The sequence below is a fragment of the Burkholderia sp. HAN2018 genome (assembly GCF_024704855.1).
GTDB lineage: Bacteria > Pseudomonadota > Gammaproteobacteria > Burkholderiales > Burkholderiaceae > Burkholderia > Burkholderia cepacia.
The window spans coordinates 1-22,548 of sequence record NZ_QOBB01000002.1; the positions used below are offsets into that span (position 1 = coordinate 1).

General features: G+C 55.2%; 18 protein-coding genes and 1 pseudogene. 13 read left to right on the top strand and 6 right to left on the bottom strand.

Annotation, left to right across the window (positions count from 1 at the left end; translation table 11 throughout):
* The 12 genes and pseudogenes from DPV74_RS00565 to DPV74_RS00615 form a co-directional block, all read left to right on the top strand.
* Window positions 1-118: integrase core domain-containing protein (locus tag DPV74_RS00565; RefSeq protein WP_162922907.1), on the top strand; the 118-nt coding region annotated here is incomplete at its 5' end.
* 589 nt (window positions 119-707) lie between these two features.
* Window positions 708-1,474 (top strand): annotated as a pseudogene (locus DPV74_RS00570) (transposase); the annotation flags it as partial.
* A gap of 328 nt (window positions 1,475-1,802) precedes the next feature.
* Window positions 1,803-2,591, top strand: a complete 789-nt coding sequence (locus DPV74_RS00575; protein ID WP_374708948.1) for a DUF6065 family protein — start codon at window positions 1,803-1,805, stop codon at window positions 2,589-2,591.
* 9 nt (window positions 2,592-2,600) lie between these two features.
* Complete coding sequence (locus DPV74_RS00580) at window positions 2,601-2,882, top strand: hypothetical protein (RefSeq protein WP_162922909.1); 282 nt, start codon at window positions 2,601-2,603, stop codon at window positions 2,880-2,882.
* 290 nt (window positions 2,883-3,172) lie between these two features.
* Window positions 3,173-3,925: a JmjC domain-containing protein gene (locus DPV74_RS00585; RefSeq protein ID WP_162922910.1), complete on the top strand. Its 753-nt coding sequence runs from the start codon at window positions 3,173-3,175 to the stop codon at window positions 3,923-3,925.
* Window positions 3,926-4,079: 154 nt separating this feature from the next.
* Window positions 4,080-5,123 (top strand): cytochrome P450, encoded by a 1,044-nt coding sequence (locus tag DPV74_RS00590; protein WP_162922911.1) that lies wholly within the window; start codon window positions 4,080-4,082, stop codon window positions 5,121-5,123.
* Window positions 5,124-5,162: 39 nt separating this feature from the next.
* On the top strand, window positions 5,163-5,795 hold the full coding sequence (locus DPV74_RS00595) for a hypothetical protein (RefSeq protein WP_162922912.1): 633 nt from the start codon (window positions 5,163-5,165) through the stop codon (window positions 5,793-5,795).
* A gap of 575 nt (window positions 5,796-6,370) precedes the next feature.
* Window positions 6,371-7,753: a PIN domain-containing protein gene (locus tag DPV74_RS00600; RefSeq protein ID WP_162922913.1), complete on the top strand. Its 1,383-nt coding sequence runs from the start codon at window positions 6,371-6,373 to the stop codon at window positions 7,751-7,753.
* 543 nt (window positions 7,754-8,296) lie between these two features.
* Entirely contained in the window at window positions 8,297-9,226 is a 930-nt protein-coding gene (locus DPV74_RS00605) for a DUF4365 domain-containing protein (RefSeq protein WP_119336321.1), read from the top strand.
* Window positions 9,227-9,749: 523 nt separating this feature from the next.
* Window positions 9,750-9,920, top strand: a complete 171-nt coding sequence (locus tag DPV74_RS42065) for a hypothetical protein (RefSeq protein ID WP_374708947.1) — start codon at window positions 9,750-9,752, stop codon at window positions 9,918-9,920.
* A gap of 203 nt (window positions 9,921-10,123) precedes the next feature.
* On the top strand, window positions 10,124-10,630 hold the full coding sequence (locus tag DPV74_RS00610; RefSeq protein ID WP_119336322.1) for a hypothetical protein: 507 nt from the start codon (window positions 10,124-10,126) through the stop codon (window positions 10,628-10,630).
* 285 nt (window positions 10,631-10,915) lie between these two features.
* Window positions 10,916-15,130, top strand: a complete 4,215-nt coding sequence (locus DPV74_RS00615) for a radical SAM protein (protein ID WP_240439893.1) — start codon at window positions 10,916-10,918, stop codon at window positions 15,128-15,130.
* Window positions 15,131-15,401: 271 nt separating this feature from the next.
* On the opposite strand, the gene DPV74_RS00620 is transcribed toward DPV74_RS00615, so the two are convergent.
* From DPV74_RS00620 to DPV74_RS00645, 6 genes are all read right to left on the bottom strand, one after another.
* On the bottom strand, window positions 15,402-16,451 hold the full coding sequence (locus DPV74_RS00620; RefSeq protein WP_162922914.1) for an XRE family transcriptional regulator: 1,050 nt from the start codon (window positions 16,449-16,451) through the stop codon (window positions 15,402-15,404).
* A 13-nt stretch (window positions 16,452-16,464) separates the two neighbouring features.
* Window positions 16,465-17,184, bottom strand: a complete 720-nt coding sequence (locus DPV74_RS00625) for a hypothetical protein (RefSeq protein ID WP_154641580.1) — start codon at window positions 17,182-17,184, stop codon at window positions 16,465-16,467.
* Between the two features lie 526 nt (window positions 17,185-17,710).
* Complete coding sequence (locus tag DPV74_RS00630; RefSeq protein ID WP_162922915.1) at window positions 17,711-18,163, bottom strand: hypothetical protein; 453 nt, start codon at window positions 18,161-18,163, stop codon at window positions 17,711-17,713.
* Window positions 18,164-18,444: 281 nt separating this feature from the next.
* On the bottom strand, window positions 18,445-19,653 hold the full coding sequence (locus DPV74_RS00635) for an alpha/beta fold hydrolase (protein ID WP_240439894.1): 1,209 nt from the start codon (window positions 19,651-19,653) through the stop codon (window positions 18,445-18,447).
* 70 nt (window positions 19,654-19,723) lie between these two features.
* Window positions 19,724-20,326, bottom strand: coding sequence for a permease (locus tag DPV74_RS00640; RefSeq protein ID WP_119336324.1), 603 nt, complete (start codon window positions 20,324-20,326; stop codon window positions 19,724-19,726).
* Between the two features lie 69 nt (window positions 20,327-20,395).
* On the bottom strand, window positions 20,396-21,490 hold the full coding sequence (locus DPV74_RS00645) for an NmrA family NAD(P)-binding protein (RefSeq protein ID WP_119336325.1): 1,095 nt from the start codon (window positions 21,488-21,490) through the stop codon (window positions 20,396-20,398).
* A gap of 231 nt (window positions 21,491-21,721) precedes the next feature.
* Here DPV74_RS00645 and DPV74_RS00650 point away from each other — a divergent pair, with 231 nt between their 5' ends.
* Entirely contained in the window at window positions 21,722-22,255 is a 534-nt protein-coding gene (locus tag DPV74_RS00650; protein WP_049098464.1) for a helix-turn-helix domain-containing protein, read from the top strand.
* The last annotated feature ends 293 nt before the right edge of the window (window positions 22,256-22,548 follow it).

Consider the following 22,548-nt stretch of genomic DNA (forward strand, 5'->3'; position numbering starts at 1 on the left):
TGCACGCAACCTGGCCATCGCGTTCGAGCATTACAACGAGAAGCATCCCCATAGCGCGTTGAAATACCGCTCGCCTCGCGAGTTCCGGCGCTCGATGGATTCAGCAACCTTAGTGTGATGCTGTGTCCGGTATTACAGGGTCAACTCCATAAGGATAGAAGCGGTCTTGCGTGACAAGCCGGGATTTACTGGATGGCTATTTGACCGAGATCTCCTTGCTCGTGTGCAGAATGGCTACCTGTCCACTGACGAGTAGACTATCCGGGAGGAACAATATCGATGAGCCTCGATCAGAAAGGACGGTTGCCATTTGATGGCCTGGATTACGTACCATCAGTTCATAACATTGATGGCGAGGAGGTAGTTTACGTGAGCGACTACCGACCAGGCTGTCGCAATCAGCGTTTATGCGCCGCCATCCGGCGAGCAAGATTGCGACTGGTGTCCGCAGCCACGCCACAGATGCGCGAGGCCCAAATTTCCGTCCGTCCGCTCGCTGCCGGGACGAGGCCGGTCTAGACGGTAGTGCATCCTTCGTTTGTTGGCCAATCTCGACATATCACCGAGAACTACTGAGGGCCGTCACCATCACATTACCGCCCGCATACAGCACCGGCTTAGAGACGGTTTCAATAGGGCCAAGTGGTGCTGTTAACCTTCGCAGCGAGCTGCTAACCTCAGGCATTGGAACAAACGAGACCGAGCAGATGGCCAAGCCGTTCATCGACGATGAATTGTGGACACTGAACGAGCCGCTGTTGCCACCCAAGCCGCGGCGCGAGAAGAATTCGGGCCGCCAGTCTGTTTCGAATTGCGCCGTGCTGACCGGAATCCTGTTCGTTCTCACGACCGGACTGCGCTGGCGCGATGTGCTCGCCGAGATGGGATGGCTCGAGCGTAACATGTTGGCGATGGTTGCGCGATTGGCAAGCAGTCGGCGAGTGGGATCGCTTGCACGAGCTACTGCTCGTAAAGGTGCGCGCAGCAGGCCAGATCGGCTTCGCGCGCGATCGGTAGTGTTTGGTCCAGTTTTTTGCCTGCCCCCGGTTCCAAGCGCCACATCGTCACCGACGCCAACGGTACGCCGCTCGCCGCGATCCTGACGGGCGTGAACGTCAACGATGTCACGCAATTGATGCCGCAGATCGACGCGATTCCGCCGATTCGCGGATTGCGCGGCCACCCGCGGCAGAGACCGCGTGTGGTCTACGTCGATCGCGGTTACAACTCCGAGCGGCATCGACGCGCGTTGCGCGATCGCGGTATCGAGCCGGTGATCGCCAAGCGCAGCACCGAACATGGCAGCGGCCTTGGCAAATATCTCTGGGTCGTCGAACGCACGCATGCCTGGCTGCATCACTTCCGTCGTGTGCGCATTCGATTCGAGCGCCGTGCCGACACTCATGGCGCGTTCCTCAAACTTGGTTGCTGCCTAATCTGCTGGAATACCCTTCTACCGGCCGACCAGTCCTTATAAAACCGTCGCCGTCTCTTAGAGTCGCGAGGCGAAATGATCTGACGAAATCGAACCCATCGCATCCGCCGGGCACGATATTCGTATGCAAGTTCGGCTTGCCTCTTCGAGGGATTGTCACCTATATTTTCTTTCGGGCATTGGGTAGCTTGGTGAATACTTCGGGTTGTGAGTGGCCAGAGGTTCGGTCACACTCTCGAGGAAATCAGTCGACTGTAACCAGACCAGTTGAGTTTAGTCTCGGCAGGATGCCTGTCGGCACGTTACCCAAAGAAGAGGAACAAGTAGTTTCCACGTGAGCAATCTCATGCGAATTGCGTTCCGAAAAATGCATGATGCTCTGGAACCTCGTCGTACGAGACTTGAGGTGCCGGGATGGAGCGGTGAGGCCACGCACGATATTCCACAACCGTGGCATTGCAAACCGTTTACTGACGCGGGGACATATGGAATTGAGCTTCGGTTCAGTTGGAGGACGCCATGTTATGTGTCATTGAACCAGGGGCGTCCCGAGTGGACGGGCGATCTTTCGGCTGAATTACCTCCAGGTACTCCATCAGACTGGCAGCCCTTTAGCGTCTTCTCGCCGGGCTTTTTCGGATTTAGTCCTCTGCTAGATATTCAAGTCCCTGACGGCATGGGGTTGTTTGTGCTGCCGCATCCTAGGTGTGTGTTGGACACTACCGGGACAGCCCCTCTTGCGGTTCCTGGGATAGTTGAAACGTATTGGTGGCCTCGTCCATTTTTCTTGGTTTTTAAAGCGCCAGCAGCAAGACAATGCATTGAGTTTAAGTATGGTGATCCGATTGCTCAACTCATTGTTATTCCATTAAACGAGAAATACGACATTGAGGAAATGAGTGGAGAGTTTTCGGATCTTCGAAACCGACGGGCGCTAATGCTTGCCAAAAATGGGGAAATCTTTAGTAGCAAGATTGTTGAGTATCAGGCGGGCTATCCATCGTTCAATAACAAGTACAAAGTTCTTTGTCAGCATGCGCGAGTAAAAGGGGCATTGGAGATCGCAGCAATGTTGGATTGTGGGGTGATTTCGGATGAGCTAGATGTCGGGCGGCACGCAGATAAAATATCGGCGGTTACTTGTAATAAAAAATAGGAGAACGAGATGGCAATCATTCGCGACGAGAAGGGGAATATTTATAATATTCCGGATTCTGAATTGAAGAAGTATTTGGTGTCTACCGTGCCGGCTCAAAAAGGGAATCAGCCGGAGAGCCTTTGCTTGGATCCCAAGGTAGACATTCCACTCGGCCCTCATGATGGATGGAGTTATGTAAAAACTGAGTCACTTCCGATCGCGGCGAAGAAAACATCTGCAAGGTCGAGGAAGGCCGTCCCAGTAAAAAATGTCACTGCGAAAAAGACAAAATCAAAAAAGGGGGGATAGAAATGGCGTTGGCTTCACGGAATGATGGAGTCCGGAAATTGACGGCAGTATTTTATATATAGTTAATGCGTTAACTGGAGGCGGGGGTGGAACAAAGGCCTTGGTTCGAAGCGCTGATCGCACCTCTCTCGTCAAAGGATATTGCTGCGTGTATTGAGTCGGGTCGTCCGAGGATGGAGGTAGGTGCTGCAGTCGAGCTCTGTCAGGTTTTCGATAGAAAGCGCTTCGACGATGCGTGCCATTTGACGAACGACCTTCACGTGACATATCCAAGTGAGGGGCGAGAGAGTATGAGTCCACTGAAGCGCATCGATGCGTCCGAGGTCGATGCCCACTATCAGGCCGGCGGGACTATCTGCCTGACAGGTATCAACAATTTATGTAATGAACTGCGCCTCTTGTCGGCAACGTGCAAGGCGAGTCTTGGTTGGTCGGGCATCGTGGACTGCCGAGCCTATTTATCCCGCGACGGTTCGGGTTATACGCCACATTTCGATGATAAGTGTGTTATTACGTTTCAAATAGAAGGTCAAAAGATCTGGGAGGTAAGCGATAAACCAGCTGTGCATAACCCCGTTTCAAATGCAGGGTGCTTTCCGGATGGGATTTTTAGATACTTTAGGGATTATCCGGAAATTGAGGAATGGGAGAGATTTGAGCAGCCCATATTTTCTAAATTTTCAAAAAAATACAATTTGGATCCTGGTGATGTTCTTATTGTTCCTGCCGGGGTTTGGCATTCGGCGCGAGCGATAGGACATTCGCTATCTCTCGCTGTCACGCTCAATCACGTTGGTCGTGGTAGCGCGAAAGAAATCATATTTGGCGCGCTGGAGAAGCAGCTTATGTCCGACCCCTTATGGCGCGGCTCGGTGCCCATGGTTCCTCATGCTGACAATAGTGGGCAGTTCTTATCCATGGATGAGGTCGATGAGTTCTTCATTGAGAGGCTCACCGAGCTCAGGCAGTTGATTGACAACAATTTAGCTGATCGGACTGAAATCGTTCGCATATGGGTGGATCGCATGTCCACATTGGAGTAACGATGCGCTGACTCTTGTTGGGGAGTCTATGGTGATGGATGCCGCGAGTCTTTTTGTGAAGCTGGCGAATTCGGAGAGGGCGGTTTGTCGCTATAAATGTGATCAAGGGAGTGCCTATTTGATAAATTCTCTCGACGACATAAGAGCGATTATGATGTCCGCCGAATTTGGCTCGGTGCCACATCCTTTTCGTGCGCTTCGACCAATTTTGTCGCCATTAGGATTTGCGTGGCTTGGTATTGAAAAGCGGGCATTAGATTTCGATGTGATGATGCGGCGAGTAGAGGGTTTTTGGGGTGTTTGTCCGAATTTTTCTCGTTTCGGGGACGTGAACGAATCTACTTTGCTATCATCCAAAGAGTTTTATTTCGACGTAAAGGCGATGTTTTTTTCGCTGAGTACCTCTTTGCTATTTGATTTCGATCTGGGTTATGAGGCGATCGATATTGCGCGTGCGTCTGATCGTATCGAGGACGCTCGGTCTGGACGCGGCGGTCAACCTCACTGTCAGCACAGTAAGAAACCATTTTCTGGCGAAGTTGAGGCGATGGCCATATTTCACCGATTGGCGAATCGTATTCAAGAATATCGCGGACACAATCCTTCGGTGGAAATCACGCACGCGATTATTGAAACTCTGTTGAGCGCGACCATTCCCTTGGCGTATTCCTTTCTCTGGACATTGATGTTGATCGGGCGTCAAGAAAGTTCGAAAGATACTCTCATTAGGAGAGGGGTAGGAGAGATTGTTGGGGATTCTGGTTTTTGTGGTCGGCGAGGGCGAATAGACTACGTGGCTACAATCAAGGAATCACTCAGGCTGTATCCGCCTGTATGGGCTATTGGGCGTGTATGCATGGAAACTCAGAATCTTTCGGGTACGATAATTCGTCGAGGGGAGTCTGTAGTTATTTCTCCATTTGCTTTGCATCGGGCTCGTGAATATTGGAACCAGGCTAGTATATTTCTCCCAGAAAGGTTCCTCGACGATCGTCGCCAGTTCTCAGCATTCATGCCGTTTGGTATGGGGTTAAGGCGGTGCCCTGCCGCACGATGGAACATTTCGTTCTTGTCGTCGGCACTTGGTTGGTTCTTGAGTGCCTATTCCGTTACGGTGTACAAGTTGCCGAAGCATATTTCCCTTGTTGCGCTTCGTCCATCTTTGGGGTTTTCAATATCTCTTCAAGCACGAGATTAGAATCGTATCGTATCAGTGTCCTTTCCGCGGGGCGCAACTATGTCACTTCAGTCGAAAAGATCGAATAAAAAGCATGGCGATTTTGGTTTGAGTGGTTATGAAGTAGTTGAAGATCTATTGTCTCTTGAAATGGTTTGCCTCGTTCGCAACTATATGGATTTATCTTTGCGGGCTGGCAGGATGAATATTTGTAAAAACGAGGTGGTCCAAGGGCAGTTTGAGGAGTATGGTGCGATGCTCGGGGAAGTTCTACTGGCATCGCTGCAGTCCCGAATTGAAGCGGTGGTGGGCGAATGTTTGGTCCCAACATATTCGTTTTGGAGAGTCTATGAAAGAGGTGCTGTGCTACGACAACATGTCGATCGCGCGGCATGTGAAATCAGTGTTTCTATATCTATTGCAGTAGAGCCGGACGATTTTCAGTGGCCTTTGTGGGTGCGCGGATTTGACAACAGGTCGCGAGCAATTTGTCTTTCGTCCGGTGACGGATTGGTATATAGAGGTATCGATGTTCCGCATTGGAGGAACGCATTCACCGGAAGCGTTCAGTATCAAATGTTTCTTCACTATGTGCGTCGTGAAGATGTCAACGGTCATTTGGCCTTTGACGGACGTTCTGCGTGTGGACTTCCTCCAGTAGTTCGAGCCTACAATGGCGCTAAAGAATCTTAGTATTGCACCTCATTCTTACTGCATCGAATAGATTCGCTTCCCGATGTACATTCGTTCGTGTGCACGTTCGATTTATGGTTCATGCTTGCGCACCGGACGGTCTCTAAACTGAATCCTGCTTGATTTCAGGCGTTCTTCTCGACAAAGCTTAGAAGCCAATCGACGCCGCGTCGCAGGTCCGGATCGTCCGACCAACCCTGGGGTTTGAGATCGACATCGAAAATGTCCGGCGATATCTAGACCTTTCCTCGCTTTGGCTGGCGGTAGTGAGCACGGGATTTGTTCAATGCAGAGACTCCGTTGCGAACCGATAGCGTGTTTTCCGCGATCCCGGAAGGCAATAATAAGTCTCGCGTCTGCCATTACTCAAGGCGCCGACTCGTCATGGACGACTGCCACGCGTCGACGCGTACGCGATTGCCTCAAGGTGCGGCAACCGATATCCCGCTCCGCGACACTGCAGAAATGATGTGTTGGCTGTCGGTTCGGCTGCGGCCAGAAAGCGTCATTTTGCTGCGTCGTCACTCAGACATTCCAATGTCGTCTCCACCCAAGAAGCGGCCGGTCGATCCACGATGGAGCTCGTCGTTGAGGAGCCACTGAGTCCATTCGCCGCCCTTTTCCTACTTTTCCCAGCAACACGTCGGTTTCGTGGCAATATTTCGAAAAATCTCATTTCGGCGCGGAATATCCCTATGCACTTGTTCATCGACACGAACGCGTACCTAAGCTTTTACCAGCACACGGGGGATGACGTTCCCGCTCTGGATAAGCTCTTTCAAGAAGTCACGAAGGGATCCATCGTTCTGCACATTCCCCGTCAGGTTCGCGACGAATTTACACGCAACCGCGATGCGAGGCTCGCCGCCGCTGCGAAGGATTTCAAGAACGTGCCGTTCAAGACTGACATACCTCGACACATGCTGGGGCTGTCGAAGGCCGACTCCTACCAAAAGGCAATCCTCGAAGCAAGGAAGGCACGGGACACCTTGATTGCGGAGGCCAACCTGAAGGCACGTACGCATCAACTCGACGTCGATATATATATCAAGTCGCTGTTCGAGGCCGGAGAAGAATATCAACACGATGACACGGTGTTTTCCGCCGGAAAGCTCCGAGCCGAGCGCGGAAATCCGCCGGGGAAGCCGGGCAGCAACGGCGATCAATACAATTGGGAAATGCTTCTCGCACGCGTGCCACAGACAGACTTATACGTCATAACAAAGGACGGGGACTTCGTGTCTGCTCTTGACGGAAAGGACGAAGGAGGGATGACATATCCTAACGCGTTTCTTCGGGAAGAATGGCAGACAAAGAAGCTTGGCTACAACTTGTATGTGTTTGAGACGTTGAAGGCGTTGTTGTCGCACTACGATAAGGCGATCGCCATCAACGCTGCACCGCAGCCAGTGGTTAAGTTCGAACTAGATCTCAGGAAACCGGAACACGCCCCAGACGGCGATTTCGAGCTTGATCTCAGGAAGATCAATGTGCTGCACGAGGGGCTCCCTGCACTAGACGCGCAGCATTTTTTCCAGCCAGTGGAGCAACAGCCGGCCGCAGAACCGGTGCCAGTAGAGCCAGAAGCGCCTGCAGCCGAGCCGCAAAGACGTGCGGAGATCGAGAACGACGGACTCACGCCGGAGGACCGTGCCTTGAAGCACGAGGCAATGAAGAGGCTAATTGAATCAGAAAGCTTCGCCGTAACCCATGCGGCAATCTCCGAATTGAAGCGTTTCGTGCATAACTTCACGACGTTTGAGGCAAATGCCCTGTGTGATGTCGCACAAGACAACACGCAGATCACCTGGATTTTCGACGATAAGGATGTAACGGACTTCTACTCGGCCCTCGTATCGCATCACTTCGGTGATTTGAACCCAGACACTCTGGACAATATGATCGAGATGCTCGGTCTAGCGCCGGATGAGGAGGAGGATGCGAACGCCCTGGATTAAACAGGGAGCACATATATGGATTCCATGCACTAAGCGCCCAGCCCCGACCGCCGCATTGCGATCTACTGCTCGAACTCGCATACTTTGATCGCTACGTTGATCGTGGCGCACGTAGGAAAGGTGCTCGTTCGACGCCTGCCAGCAGCACGCGAGGGCGCACTCACAACCCTTAACGGCTGCGGCCAGTTGCGTCGGGCGGTTGCCGGCCAGAAGCGGAAGTTTACAACACGCCTATTTGGTCGGGCGAAAGGCCGCTCGGCACTCGCAAGCAGCCATAGCCACGTCGGCACCGGCGGTCTTAGATGCAATTGGGTAATCCGGCGAGACCGCTTTGAGATAAGGTAAAGATCGGCGACCAGTTGCCGTTACAGCACTGAGGGAGTCAATCTTCGTTCGCTGCCAAGCAGATAATCTAAATCCAGTATGATCGAGGAGATATTTTAAACATATTTGCGTTGCGATCTCCGGTTCGACTTCTACGTTTGCATCAGATATATGCGGAGATTGCACATCCGAACCACAGAGAATTGACGGGAAGCAAAAATGGCGAAATACGAAAAAGAAGATGAAATTGGAGATATCGGAATCGATATCGTTTCAATGAAAACGAGACGAGAGTTTTCTTGGATTTTTCGTGAGCAACCCAAAAACGACTTGGGTATCGACGGTCACATCGAAATTGTCAGCGATGAAAGAAATGGAACAGGTCGCTTAATAGCAGTTCAAGTGAAAACTGGAAAATCATATTTCAAGAATGAGCGGGAGGATGTTTACGTATTTCACGGCAATAACAAACATCTTAGATATTGGTTGCTGCACTCATTGCCGGTAATTATAATTCTTTGTGACGAAGCGACCGATACATGCTACTGGGTCGAAGTAACCAGATCAAACGTTATACAAACTGATAGTGCATGGAAGATACATATTCCAAAAGCTCAGATTTTGGATAAAAAATTTAAATCTAAATTAATATCCATCGCGGGTATGCCGCAGCACTCAGATATAGTCGAGCTTGCGCTTTTTAAATTTTTATCCGAAAAATATCACAAATCTTCGGAGTATGGCCGGCTTGATGTGTGCCCGCTTATGCACGAGCCGCATGATTTTATGTATTTCACATGTATGGCGGAATTTGAAAAAACCTCGGAATATGTTTATATTGCGCACCACTACGACATCTATCAAAATTTCTCAATCTCTATGCTGGAGAAATTCATTTCTTGGAGGGCGTTGAATATTTCAACATGCGGTCATCACAAGAATGTGCCGAAATTGTTTGTTTTTGTGATATCCGACAGGAAGGATAACCTACATATTCCGAACGAGATTATCGCTCGAGCCCGCGATGCTGGTGGTGTGGAAATATTTCGGCTAGTGTATTCATATATGAATATGGTCGCACCCGAAGATGGGCGATTTTATAATTTAACTGAATTAGATGATTCGAACGAAGAGATCTTTATGTATTAGCGAAATCAATGTGACCATTTGTCATTCAAGAACGGTCATTGAATCGGCGAAACATCGGGTGACTGCTTCGGGGTTGAAAAGAGCCTTTCGAAACGCTCCACAACGACTATTGGGTGTCGCGCGTGATTGTTGCCGACATCGCCGAACGGTGTGATAACGAGATAAGCGAAGTTAGCGGTATGGGTCGTTGTATGCTGTTGGCGTATTTACATCCAACCCGTTTCCCGCGATAACATGCTGTCCACCGGCGCGGGTGCTGCAAGGATGTGAGCTACAGTCGCCGCAGGACAGACCGCCGTCCCGAGGGCAACGACGAACTTTCAACAACTGGTTTGGATTCAGCACTCCGTTGGTGCAGGCTGGAACGTGGCTCAGGATCCAGTCGTATGGGCGGCTGTCGACTTGCTTGATGCGGTGTGGCGCGATACCACAGACTATGTTGGCGTAGGCGGATCGCGGATCCGACCAGAACGGCAAATATGAAGCGGACGGCAAGCGCCAAATTTTTATTCCAACTCTCTCGTTGGAAAATGGAAAGGCAGTTTTCACGGACGGGCGCCATCGTTTCGCGTGGTTGCGCGATCATGGCCTGCGCGTGTTGCCGGTCGAGGTTGACGAGGATTCCGCTGAAGCGTGTCGAACCTGCTTTGGGACCAGCGAGCGCGTTGTGCGATTTGATCCCGGCCCGGGTTAGATCAACCGCCCCGATTAGTAGGCGAGGCCGGCCCTTCCGGCCAACAGGTTGATCCATGGGACCGTACCTTGAGTCGCTGGAGAACAATCTAACAGTCAGCATGTGCTCGGCCCGCCTGATCAAAAGAAAGCGACATTGCTATGTCACTCGCGTCACTGGATCCAAGGTTTGTGCGACGGGTGTGTTTGCTCCGCTGCCATTGCGTGCGCAACATCGCGTACTACCGCGTTGGCTTCGTCAACGAGGAGGGTTCCGGCGATCCGAAGCAACGTACGCAATTTGGCGCAACGGTCAACGGCAACATGCTCGATATTGCCATCCTCGAGTGGTGCAAACTATTTGCCGATCGTAAGGCACTTCATCACTGGCAGCGCGTCATTCGAGACGACATCGAGCAGCAACGCTTTCTCGGCGAGTTGCTGCGCAATGCGCCAACTAATACGAACGACTGGAAGCGCTACCTGGACTCGATGCGGGTCTACCGTGACAAGTTCGTCGCCCATCTGGACGACCTCAGCGTCATGCAGATTCCGTCACTCGAAATCGCATTGAAATGCGTCCTCTTTCTGTACTCGTACATCCGCGCGAACTGCCCTGCATCGACGTTCGCGATGCCGCAATGCTCGAATCTGCCGGATGATCTCTCGGTCTACTACGAAGGATGTCGCGACGAAGCCCGCGGGGCATACGACTCGGGGAAAAGTAGATGAATGCTCAGATGCTGGCAGCGTGGGGCGCGGTGCTCTCGACGGCGCTCACCGCAATCAAAGTTTGGGAACTATGGTGGGACCGGCATCGTATCGACGTCGGATAGCCCAGCCGGTGTACTTAGTGAGTCTTCGTGATCGTTGTCGGGATCACGGCTAGAAAGCTACCTTATCCTCACTTGGGCAGGGCGGTGGACATTCGCTTAGACTCCGTTAATAGACACAGGCGGTCAGAAACGGCCCGTCTGGCAAGTGGGTTCAGCCGTCAAATGAATAGGGGAGAGAGAATTGGCCTACATCGTTGTCTGTATTGCCACCAGTTGGGGCAGCGCGCATGGTGGCATCAACGTGGTCAACACGGGATTGGCGCGAGGGGCTGCCAACATCCTTCCCAAGGGCGGCCGGTGCATTTGCGTCGTTGAGGAGACGTTGAAGACAGCGATTCCCTCGAAGGTCGAGGTCATCAGTCCTTTGACCTTTGAGGCCGACGTGGTTCTGGAGGCAGTTTTCAAAGAGGTTCTGAAAACGCCGCAGCCCGATATCGAAGGGCTGCTAGTCATCGGGCACGACCTGAAGACGGGTCAATTGGCCATCGACTGTGCCAAGGATCTGCAGATTCGGCTGGGCCGCGACACGTCGGTGAAGTCGGCAGTGATTAGTCACATGGACTACGCCGAATACTCGCGACGCAAGGGGCAGGCGTTGCCCAGCGTCTTCGAGAAGTCGCGCAGGCAGCACGCCGTTGTCTCTGCTGCCGACTTTGCGTTTGCTATCGGGCCACTGCTTGCCGATGGATTTCAGAAGGCACGTCGCGATCGCAAGGACCGGGTCATTGCACTGACACCTGGGAGCTCAACCATCAGGGCGCAAGCCGAGGGCGATGGAGCGCTGAGATTCTATATGAGCGGCAGACTAGGCCTCGAGGACGATCCAATCAAGAACGGGGTGCTGGCAGTTCGCGCCGTGAAAGCCGCCTATGTCGCGGAGAGGTCGAGTGCAACCCCTGGGCGCTGGGCGCTGCGTGGGCACTTCTATGCGTGTGGTGTCGATCCCGAGAAGGACGGCGAGCTCATCGACATGTTGAAAAGGGACGTCAGGGAGGACGCCGCTTTTGAACTGGAACCGATGCCGTTCACAAACCAGCAGGAAGATCTGCATAACTACGTCATCAACGCCGATGTGGCGCTGATGCCGTCATGGCACGAAGGCTTCGGGCTGGCTGGCTGGGAAGCGCTTTGTGCAGGCGTTCCATTGGTCTGTTCGACTCAATCCGGCTTAGCTGTCCTGGTCGATCAACTTCGGGATCGGTTCCCGGACTCGGATTTTGCTGGGGTGCTTCCCGTCGTCATGGCCGGCGGATCACCGGCCGGGCAACCCTCCGAGCTGGACACGAATGCGCTGCGCGATGCAGTTCAAAAGATGGTGCGCGAGTACCCGGCCCGCAAGAAGGCCGCAATGGAACTTGCGCCACTCATCAGGCAGTTGTTCACCTGGGAAGAATGTGCTGCCGAACTCTTGGCCAATGCCAAGTGGCCATGGGCGAACCCGCGAGACTGGTTTCAGCGCCAGTTGGCCGCACAGCGAGCAGTCGACAGTCGAGACGGGGCCGCTGGTGCCGAAATGATATTGACCGCGTTGGAGGCGTGTCAATCCGGGTATGTTGAGCGCGACTGGGGCCAAGTTTGTTCCGCAATGAACTTCTTCAGCGATGTCGGCGCCACTGCGACCATGAAGGATCGACGGGAATTCAAGACGGCATTGGAGACGATAGGGAGGGCGATCTCTGAAGCATTGGCCGATCATGTCAAAGCAGGCGGACTGCCGATTCTCGACACGGTGTTCCTCGATCTGTGCTGGAGATTCCTGGCCGCCACCACTAAGCTGGCGAAGAACTTCGGCGATTTCAAGGCACTCCTGCCCGACGTGATGCGCGGCTGCATATTCGGGGATGGATTCCTGCGCAAGGAACTACTTTTTTACGTGTCACGCTATTCGGCCGACTTCGAAGGTCGGTTCGATGACCAGGCCAGAGATTTCCTTGAACCCCTGGTCAAGCATCTCCCTCATGATCGTGCGCTGCGCATCCGTGTGGCCCGCCTGTGCGTGGCCAATCCCAACCTCAAACGCGTGATCGACACGGATGGGATCCCAGACTTCGCCGAGGAATCAGCGCGATGCGCCAAGGCCATGGCAAGGCCGTTTGACATCGGTGAGCTGCTTCAGCGAGAGGCCGACATTGCACCCACAGCGCTGGCGCTGTTCAGCTTGAAGCCCGACGCCGCACGACAGTCGATGGAACAGCCAATCGGCTTTTTCAACCGGCTGGACCCGAAGAATGAGGTGACCAAGACTTGGCGTGGCGACAAGCGGCTAGCGGCGGGGATGATCACAGTCTCCATCTCGAGTGCGCATGTATTCCATGTGCTGGAGGCGATGGCCAACGATGAAGAAGAGGCCATCCGATGGGCCGCGCTTGACCTCGCCTTTTCTCCTGTGCTGCGCGTCCGGTTGGCGTCGTCGGATGCGTCTTTAGGCTCTGGCCGCGCGCTATGTGCCAAGCTTGGCAAAATTGTTGATATTGCCGTCTCGTTCGATGGCGGCCATCCTTGGCTGACTCGGGAATTCTTGCACCACTACCGCGAGGAGCACAGTTCGAAGGATCCGTGGCCGGCTCAGCTGGCCAAGTTCACGTTGACGGACTTCCCGGTGTCGAGGGAGCTATTTGGGCCCAGTCTTGGGCATAAAGGTGGCCCATTGGGCCGTCAGATGCATCCCGAAGTCATCGACGCACGCGAACGAGCAGCTGAATTCGTCAAGCGAGTGTTATTGGTCCTGCCACCGATCTCTGTCCAAACCGACGCGGGTCGGGCAGCATCGAAGACCAGCACGCCTCCACTTGGCCTCGGGCTATTGGCAACCCACATTTCGAATCTTGGGCATGACGTCCATTTGGTCGACTGTCACCGGTTCCCGCATTTGACCACCGATGTATTCAATCGGGCCAAGACGTTCAACCTGATCGGTTTCAACACGGTTTTCAGCACGGTTCGGTCTACTCGGCAGATGCTCAGCCGGATCCGCACTGCGACTGGGCGACCTGTTCTAGTGGTCGGTGGGCCTGCAGTCAACCTTGACGGCTGGCAGTTTTCGGCGATAGATGAGGGCGACCGAGACAACTGGGATTTCGCGATCTCCGATGATGCCGTTGGCAACCTCGAGCTGTTGGTTGAGGCGCTCAAGACGCCGATCCCCTGGCCGCTGAGCAATGGGTTGGTTGCGAATCCGCACAGCAGCTTCGTCGCCCTGCGCGACGTTGAGGCGCTGCCCGTGGCCGCCATTGCGGGCGTGGACAAGCCGGTCAGGGACTTGGGCTGGATGAAGATCCAACTGGACCGGAGGTTGTACGCTGGTCCTGAGGGGCAGTACGAGCCAGGCAGGACGCGGGATGTGAAGGGGCGCGTTCACGAGGCTCATGTAGTGATGTCCAAGGGCTGCGACTGGAACTGCAGCTTTTGCACCGAGCGACGAAGTCTGAGCAAAGGCGAGCGTCGGCGCGAGGTCGACTCCATCTTGGAGGAAATACGCCAGCTTGCGGCTTCGCATCCCAATTTGCGAATTCAGTTCATCGATGACAACCTGCTCCCTCAGATCGCATCGCCGGAAAACGCTGGGAGCGTCCGAGTGAAAGAGGGCGTTGCCTGGGCCGAGCGGTTCCTGAACGGGCTTGCCACAATCCGACGCGAGCGGAGCGGCAGCCTGACTTGGCGCGGTATCTTTAGGCTTGAGGACTTCGACGCGTACGAAGCGCAGGGCGAGAGGGGGGGATTTGTCAACCTTCTCTCTGCGGCGGGCTGCAACATGCTGGCGTTCGGCGTCGAGTCGGGCAATGCAGCGCGACGGCACAGCATCAAGGCGGGTGGTGATAAGTTCACGAACCAGGTGATCAGGAATCTGTTCAGGAGACTTCGCGACGAAGGAATCTTCACTAAGGCCTACTTCATCATTGGCGGCCACAAGGAAAACGCACGCTTGGCAAGGGAGACGATTTCGTTTGCAGTATCTTCGGGCGCAACGTTAGCTTACTTTGCGCTCTACAAGGACTTTGTCCGAGCGCAGAAGCAGCTGAGCCGAGATCGTGGGTTGCATGATCCAGTAACGGAGAGTCTGCTTGACTACGAGCAGATGCTTTCGGGATGGGACGACGTATTCACGACGCGCAAGCACATCGTTGCGCCCTCGGTCCCAGCGAGCCTTTTCGAGCCGGTAAATGCGGTTGAACGGCGCACCTATCAGCAGCTCGCCCGCCTGGGTTTCCGATTTGAGGATCTCGTGAAGTACAACGACTATCACGCCAAAGAGGGGCCGGCCGGCGAGGTGTTGAACGAGGTTACGTGGAACAAGCCCGACCAATACTTCGCGATGGTGGAGAAGGCATACCGGGCCTTTTATTTACGACGAGATTTCGTGTCTGACTTCAAGCAACTCGTCGCCGCGGGCTACTAGATCTGACTAGTCGCGACAATGTTGAGCAGCTCTTCTTGCATTGAATTCCGCAGAACGTATGACCGCACTGCAAAGCAGACATTGCTCAACGAAACCCGAACGGCTGGGATGGGTGGCGGATTCAACCGGTCGACGCAGCACACTAGACGCTGCGTCGACCGGTTGGACCCACTGGTAGGGTCCCCTTTTTCTCCAACTCCATCAATATAAGAATGCTCACGTAGTCGATCTGCCGTGTGGACAATGCCTGCAGAGGTTGAAACGTTTGCGCTTACACAGAAGACACGCTGGATAGTGCGAGGCCGAAGGTCAGATTATCTATGTCTTCTCGCGAAACACTAAGGTCGCGCGCAAGCGCGGTGCGGCTGATGCCGTCCGTACGTAATGCATCGAATACTTTACGCAATACTTGCGAGACCTCGCGGCGTATGGGGTTCGGCTCAGATGTCCTGTAGCCGTTCTTTGCCATTTCGATACAGAGATTGCGGTAAGTCCACTCGGACAACAGCCCCAACTGATTCATACGGAAGGCTAAAGCCGCCAGCGATACCCCCCAGTTCTGCTTTAGCTGGATGAGCTTGTCTATTGTGACCATGCCCGATCTACGTGCATAGATGCTGGCCCTTGGCATGAGAAACGCAGAAGCAAACGCATTTGCCTCGCGCTCCATGTCCGGGCTGTGAGCCGCGCCGTGCAACATGCTGTGGCGGTCACGAATAAGATGGCCGAGTTCGTGCGCCGCATCGAAGCGGCTATGCTCGGCAGACTTTATAGTATTCAGGAAAACGAAGGGATGATCACGATGCCAAACGCTGAACGCGTCGACTTCACGCGCTTCAATCGCAAGCGAGTAGACGCGGATCCCCTTGGACTCGAGCAAGTGAATCAGGTTACCGATCGGTGCCTCACCAAGGCCCCACATCCGACGAAGCGATGCAGCCGCGTCTTCCGGCGAAAGGTCACTTAAGTCGGGAACATCTGCTTCAGGAAGTCGGAAACGGTCTTCAATCCAATCATTCAGAAGGAATGCCGTCACCCCAGCGCCAAGTGCGACATTTCTCAGCGTCGCCGACATCTTCGACATCGAACGAAAGCTCGCGGAATGGGGAGCGATAGTGGGTAGGTCGTCGCCCGCGAAGAATTCTTCCGGAAACCGGAGCACATCACATATTAGTGTGAGCTTGTCCGGTTCCGGAGCATATTCGCCAGACTCGTAGCCTTGAATCGACCGTACCTGCAAGCCAAGCTCTTTTGCCAGGCGTGCCTTCGTCCAACCACGACGCGTGCGAGCGAATTCTAGTCTAGACGGATTAAAAAACATCTTCTCTATTCAGTTACTGAGTGCCTGTACGGCGTTCGACCGGGACGTCGATCGGACCAGTCGGTTCAATCGGGCCAGTCGGCGAATCTTGATCCATGAACGGCTCGCTTTCCGGACGCAGCGCTTCCAGAATGAGTCGCTCCGACCATTCCACAATCTGCTTGCGGTCGAAACGTCGCGGAGCGGATAGCTCTGCACGCAATTCCGGCTTCCCGTCTGCTCCAACTGCAACGTGATACAACAAAATCCACAGCTGCGTGGCGTCCTCGGAGTTTGCGAGGTCGGTGATGATAGCTGGATCGAACATCTCGAGCTGCCGATTCCGGTCAACCGCCTGACGAAGCACGGCGCCTTTCGAAGCCTGATTCGTCGGGTTTCCCATCTCCAGCCCCGTATCCATGTCTCCCGTCATGACCGCAATAGCAACTTTGCGGTCTGGTGAAACGATGAACGGGCAATTTCGCTGATCCTGTTTAGTCCAGCCGAGAGCTGCCAACGCGAGACGAATTTGAAAGAGCGTTGCATGCCAGTGGAACGTCCCGGCCGCCGTCGGCGCGTGCAACTCCGTCGCCTCGATTCGCGCTCGATAGCCATGCTCATTCGCTTCCCGTAGCAATTCTTCGCTGAGGGTCTCGTGAAGTTGCGCAAGGCGCATTGCAACTACATCGCGGTCTGTTACGACCGATGCGCTAGAGCGTTCAGGCTGCGCGTTGAGTTCAAACGGTTCCGACAAAGGCGCCTCCAATGGGCAGGTTAACTTCCGGAAATTCTACCACATGTTGAGGTTGAAAAATCGGAAGTTGTGCTGCCAAACGATGTACCACCTTTCTACCGCTCAACGAAGTTCGTCGCAGCTTGCCGCCGTTGTTCAATATAGAACGATACCTGTACAAACATACAGTTCGATAATTTATTTGGATCGATTTATGTCTGTGATAGTTGGCTCGCTTGATGGCGAATCGCTGGATGCCGGGGCGGCATATGCGCCTGCTGGAATGGAGAGCGTGCCGACAAACAGAAAGTAAGGGGCACTTCGGCGACATGCGAAGACGAGTTGGCGTCCGGACGATGCGGCCCTATTAGCAGTGACAAGGCAACCGTACCGAGCACGAAACTCTCCTAACCAGGGTACGTTCACATTCACGAGAAATTTGTAGGTCGCGATATCGAATCATGAGAATTTTCAACAGAGAAAATTCTCATGAACGTGCCTAACTTGTTGATTTGTATAGGGGCAGAAAGGCTGATTCGCTGAGACCCTACAGTGACCACGCTTGTTGGAGCAACCGCCGAATAGGAGGGGCGAAGATTGTGTTCCAGCGATGTAGCAAATGGGTCACCAACCGGGCGGGAACTGTACGAGCGTTGCGCATCGAGCGCTGCAGGTGTGGCGTGGCTCGAAACTTGTGATGTTTTCTGGGTAGCGAAAATTCAACGCTCTTGAATTTCAGTGACGGTTCGCCGATAACGCCGCACTCTTTGTCGAGTGCCTGCATGACGGCATATGCGGTATCGATCGACTGCATCCGGATATGGGGCTGCCGCCCTGGCACCACGTGAACCGGGTACTCGCGCCCAGCGGATATGCGATCGAACCGCCCGACCTGATCGTCGGGCTTATGGGTTCGGTCGCTGCTGTGCCCGAAAATATGCCGTCCCTCGATACCCAGGCCAACGAACTGATCCAGCGCTCGCTGGCCCAGTCGGGACATCTGCTCAATTCATGCAAGCGGTGTAGCGGGAGTGATCTGTCCTCGGCGATGAAGTCATCAAGACATTCGGGACGCAACGTTATTTGCTTGCGGTCCTCGCCGTCGACAAAACGCCCCATCGTCGCCTCTCATCGGAACGGATTGATCCAGCCCAGGTGATCGAACGCGTTTCTACACAGTCTCGGCCAGTGGCTGCCACTGGCCGAGACTTCAATAGACCGCTCAATTGCGTCATCGAGATTCAGAAGCGGTCGCCGCGGACCCATCCCTCGTAGAACACATCATGAGCCGGCTGAAACCGGAATCGGCCAGATATCGCCAAGACTCGCTTGCGAGGGTGCATCGCCCAGCCATTGCATGAATTCGCCCACATGCCGCGCCCAAAGATCGGGACGAGTCATCGTGAAATGGCCCGGCGACGACGGTGTGCCCTGCTGCACCAGATACCGGCCATGCTGAAGCGTCGGCACAAGTCGCTCGAGAACGCGCAGGGTGTCAGGGTTGAATTCGTCGTCGGAGAAATTCAGGGCAAACAGCTTGGCCCGAATCCTGGAAAGCCCTGGCTCGGGATCGTAGTCAAACGATGACTTGAGCGAATAAAGAATGTCGTTCGCGTCGACATGCTCCGCCTGGAAGCGCACGGTCGCGAGAAACTTGCTTGCCGCCGCGCCGTCCGGAATTTCCTGCTGTAGCGCGGGCGCACTGTCGATCATCATTCGCAACACCCCGAAGCCTTGGACCCAGCCGCGGGGCGTTTGCGTGTACTCGCCGCTCTTCCAGTCGGGATCGGAGCGGATCGCATCGATCACCATGCGCCGCCACAGCAGATTGCGGCCCGAGACCGTAATCGGTAGCGAGACCACGGGCATGACGCCGTCCATCATGTCGGGATATGTTTCCGCCCATTGCCAGGCGTTCATGCCGCCCATCGACATGCCGAGAATCGCATGAAGATGCTCGATGCCCAAGGTTTCGGTCACCAGCTTGTGCTGGAGATCGACGATGTCGCCGTAATCGTAGTTTGGAAATTTCGCCCTTAACCCGTCACTCGGTTTGCTCGACTGGCCGTGGCCCACGTTGTCGGGAAAAATCAGGTAGTAGCGATTCGCGTCGAGCGGACGTCCCCGGTCGAACAGGGCTTTTGTGTAAGTCGGACTCAGCAGCGTTCGACTGTCCGCGCCGGTCCAGTGCAGGACCAGGACGGCGTTGTCAACGGCGCCATGGGCATTGCGATGCGGCGTGCCGAGCGTTGCGTAGTGGATCCGCAGTCGGGGCAGCGTCTCGCCATCCCGGAACCGGTAGTTGTCGAACCAGACATCGTTCTCAACGGCCGTCGGATTCGCGCTCTGGTCCCACGGCGCCGTCGCTTCGCCGGCGGAGGCGGCCGACGGGATACCGGGCTGCGCCGAGGCGGTGTCCTGAAACGTGGGGCCGCACAGCAGCAAGCCGAACAGCACACTGGCTGCGGCACGGGTACGACGAAAGTTCACGATGATTTCCTTGTCCGATTGAAGAAGGGGTTTCGTACAGGGGGCACTAGCGCCGTTGCTTCGGCAAGCCTCACCGCACGTTCGAGGGGCCCGGGCGGCGGCGCAGCAGGTCGAACGCCATGATGTGGCTCGCTCCTGAAATTCCGACGCCGTAGAACGGGATCAATGCCATCGGCAGCGTCTGGATGCCGGACATGCGGGGATCGTTGAGCAGGAAGTAGGTCAATCCCGTACCGACCGCCACGACGAAATCTGCGAACCCGAACAGATGAAAGATCAGGTACCGGTTGCGCGTTTTCGGCAGCATGGTGACGCCGAACGCCATCAACCCCGCGATGAGGTCGCCCCAGCCGGCGTTCCTGACGAATGCTTCCGGCAGGAGATCGTGCGCCCCGTACCAGAAGAAGACCAGCGCGGCCGCAATCCGCCAGATATGAAACGCCGTCAGCGTTCTTAGCCCGATGGTCGCGATGTATGTGCGAAAGCTCCGGGACATCGAATAAACGGCGACTGGCGCCACGATACCGAGGGCAATGAGGCAGGCGAGCCCCAGCGGGTAGACCGCTCGATAAACCCCCGCTTCGGCCGCCGCGGCAACGGCTAATCCCCAGACGATCAGCACACCCAGCAAGCCCGTCCCGCCGTTCTTCCGGATCTCGACGATCTGATTCATTTCCGACGTCCATTAGGTTGACTAAACATTGATCGAATTCCCGGTGTCTACTGGACGTGATGCCGTAGATTAAAGCGCGCCTTTTCTGCCGTCTTCGGACAGCTTCAGAAGCGGCACCGACTTGAACAGGGTTTCCGGCTGCACCCGCTCCCAGAGACTTCCTTTGCCTTGCTGCTGGCCACGCTCGTCTTCTCGTCGAAGCCATTGCTCGACGGTCCGGATGCGGTTCGGATGGATTTCGTCGAGTAGCGCGTAGTCGCGGCGGATGACGTCGTGCTTCCAGATGTTCCAGAATCCAGTGAAGTTGTCGCGGAAACTCATCGTGCTCTTGTCATTCGGGTCCGCGTTGTATCCGGCGGGCGAGCTCGCCGCCATCTTGAGCGGGCCGTTCCAGTAAGTGTCCAGATCAGTGTCGATGTAGCGCGCAGGATGCCCCGTTACCCGTTCGAATGCCTCGGCCAGCTTCCCGTACTCGACATGCTCAATGGCGACCTGGAGATCCATGCCGTTCGCGCGCTCCGGGTGATCGAACAGCCAGCGCGCGTAGTAGCCGCAATCCTCCAGTGCGACATGCGGCACCGCACCGTTGCCGAGCGGCACGCGCCAGGTGACGACTCCGTCCTCGACGAAGGGCATCATCGGCGTCATCGCCGAAATGGCCATCTCCATGTATGGCCCGGTGGTGAACACGGCCGCGCCCATGCGGTCCCGGTTCGTCTGGTTCTGGAACAGGATCCATTCGCCTACGCGGCCTTTGCCGTCGTAGTGGCCAGCACGAAAGCGCGAATCGTAGCCGGCCTGTTTGAGCGCGTAGTCGAGGTTGCCATACACGAAGAACTTGATGCCTTCTTCCAGCGCGATTTCGTAGCAACGCATCGCCCAGTAGATCTCCGTTTTCTCGCCGGTGTTGAACCCGTCCAGATTGATGTACGCACCGTCGCAGCCGCGAAAGCCTGCCCGCAGAACGGCTTCGTCGGCAAACGTGCCTTTCAGGATCGACACGTTGCCGAGTGCGAGCAGCGCCTTGGCGCGCCGGGAATCGGGATCTCGGCTCAACGCGCGAACGGAATACTTGCCGTCCGCGACGAGCGCGCTGATGACAGGCAGGCCCTGCGCGCCTGTACCACCGATGACGAAGATTCTGGAAGTGGCATGGGAAGGCATGATGGTTTCCTTGAGTTCGATGCTACGGACGCCCACCGACGACGCCGGTCAACAAGCGGGACACTCACTCTTATAATAAGAGTGAGTGTCCCGCAAGACAAGGACTTTTCGACACTTGAACCGGGAGGGCGAAGGGCTCTTGGGTGGAAACGTCCAGTCGATGCTCGTGCGACTCTTATAATGAGACTCACCCTCGGCGACGATCGCCGGGGCTAATCTGGGAAACGGCTCATGCGCTCGAAGGGTTTTGACGGAATGGTGTGCCCGATTGCCGGCGTCATGGCGGCGATCGGTGACCGATGGGGCTTGCTGATACTTCGCGACCTTGTCTGCGGGCTCAGCCGGTACGACGAGTTTCGCCAGTCGTCCGGCATAACCAACGCGACGCTCAGCGACCGGCTCAAGCATCTGGAGGCCAACGGCCTCGTTGAGCGTAGGCGCTATCAGGTGAATCCGGAGCGATTTGAATATCTCCTGACTCACAAGGGCTGGCAGATCGCCCCGGTGATGCCGGTACTCGCCCAGATTGGGGACAGTCTGGAAGTTTCCGGAGCTTCGGCGCCTCCGATGAAGTTCGTGAATCGAAAGACGGGAGCCGAGGTGCGGTGGAGCTTTATCGATCAGGAGACGGGGGAGCAGACCAACGCGGCGGATTTGGAGATCCAGGAGGGTCCCGGCGCGGACGAGCTGGTCCGCTGGCGCCTGTCGCACGGTAACCGGCGTCGCCAAAAAGCAGATCCGCCAGGCGGACGATCGCCTGCTTGATGGTCGCCCGGGTTTCTCCGTCGAACTCCATCGGGTCCTTCTCGGACACCTCGTCAGGCAGCATGCTGCGCTGGCGACCGTGGGCGATCCTGGCGAGCAGTCGCCGAGTGTTTCGCTTGATCAGCTCGACATCTCGTGATGCCCACCGACGTCGCACGCCGTGCAGGTGCTGATCGAAACTGGCGAGGCCGTGTCGATTGATAACCTCCTTGCATCAATTCTTCCAAAAATCGCACTTATCGTTTGATCGACGTCGAGCGAACATTCCGGAAAACCACAATCGACCCGCCCCG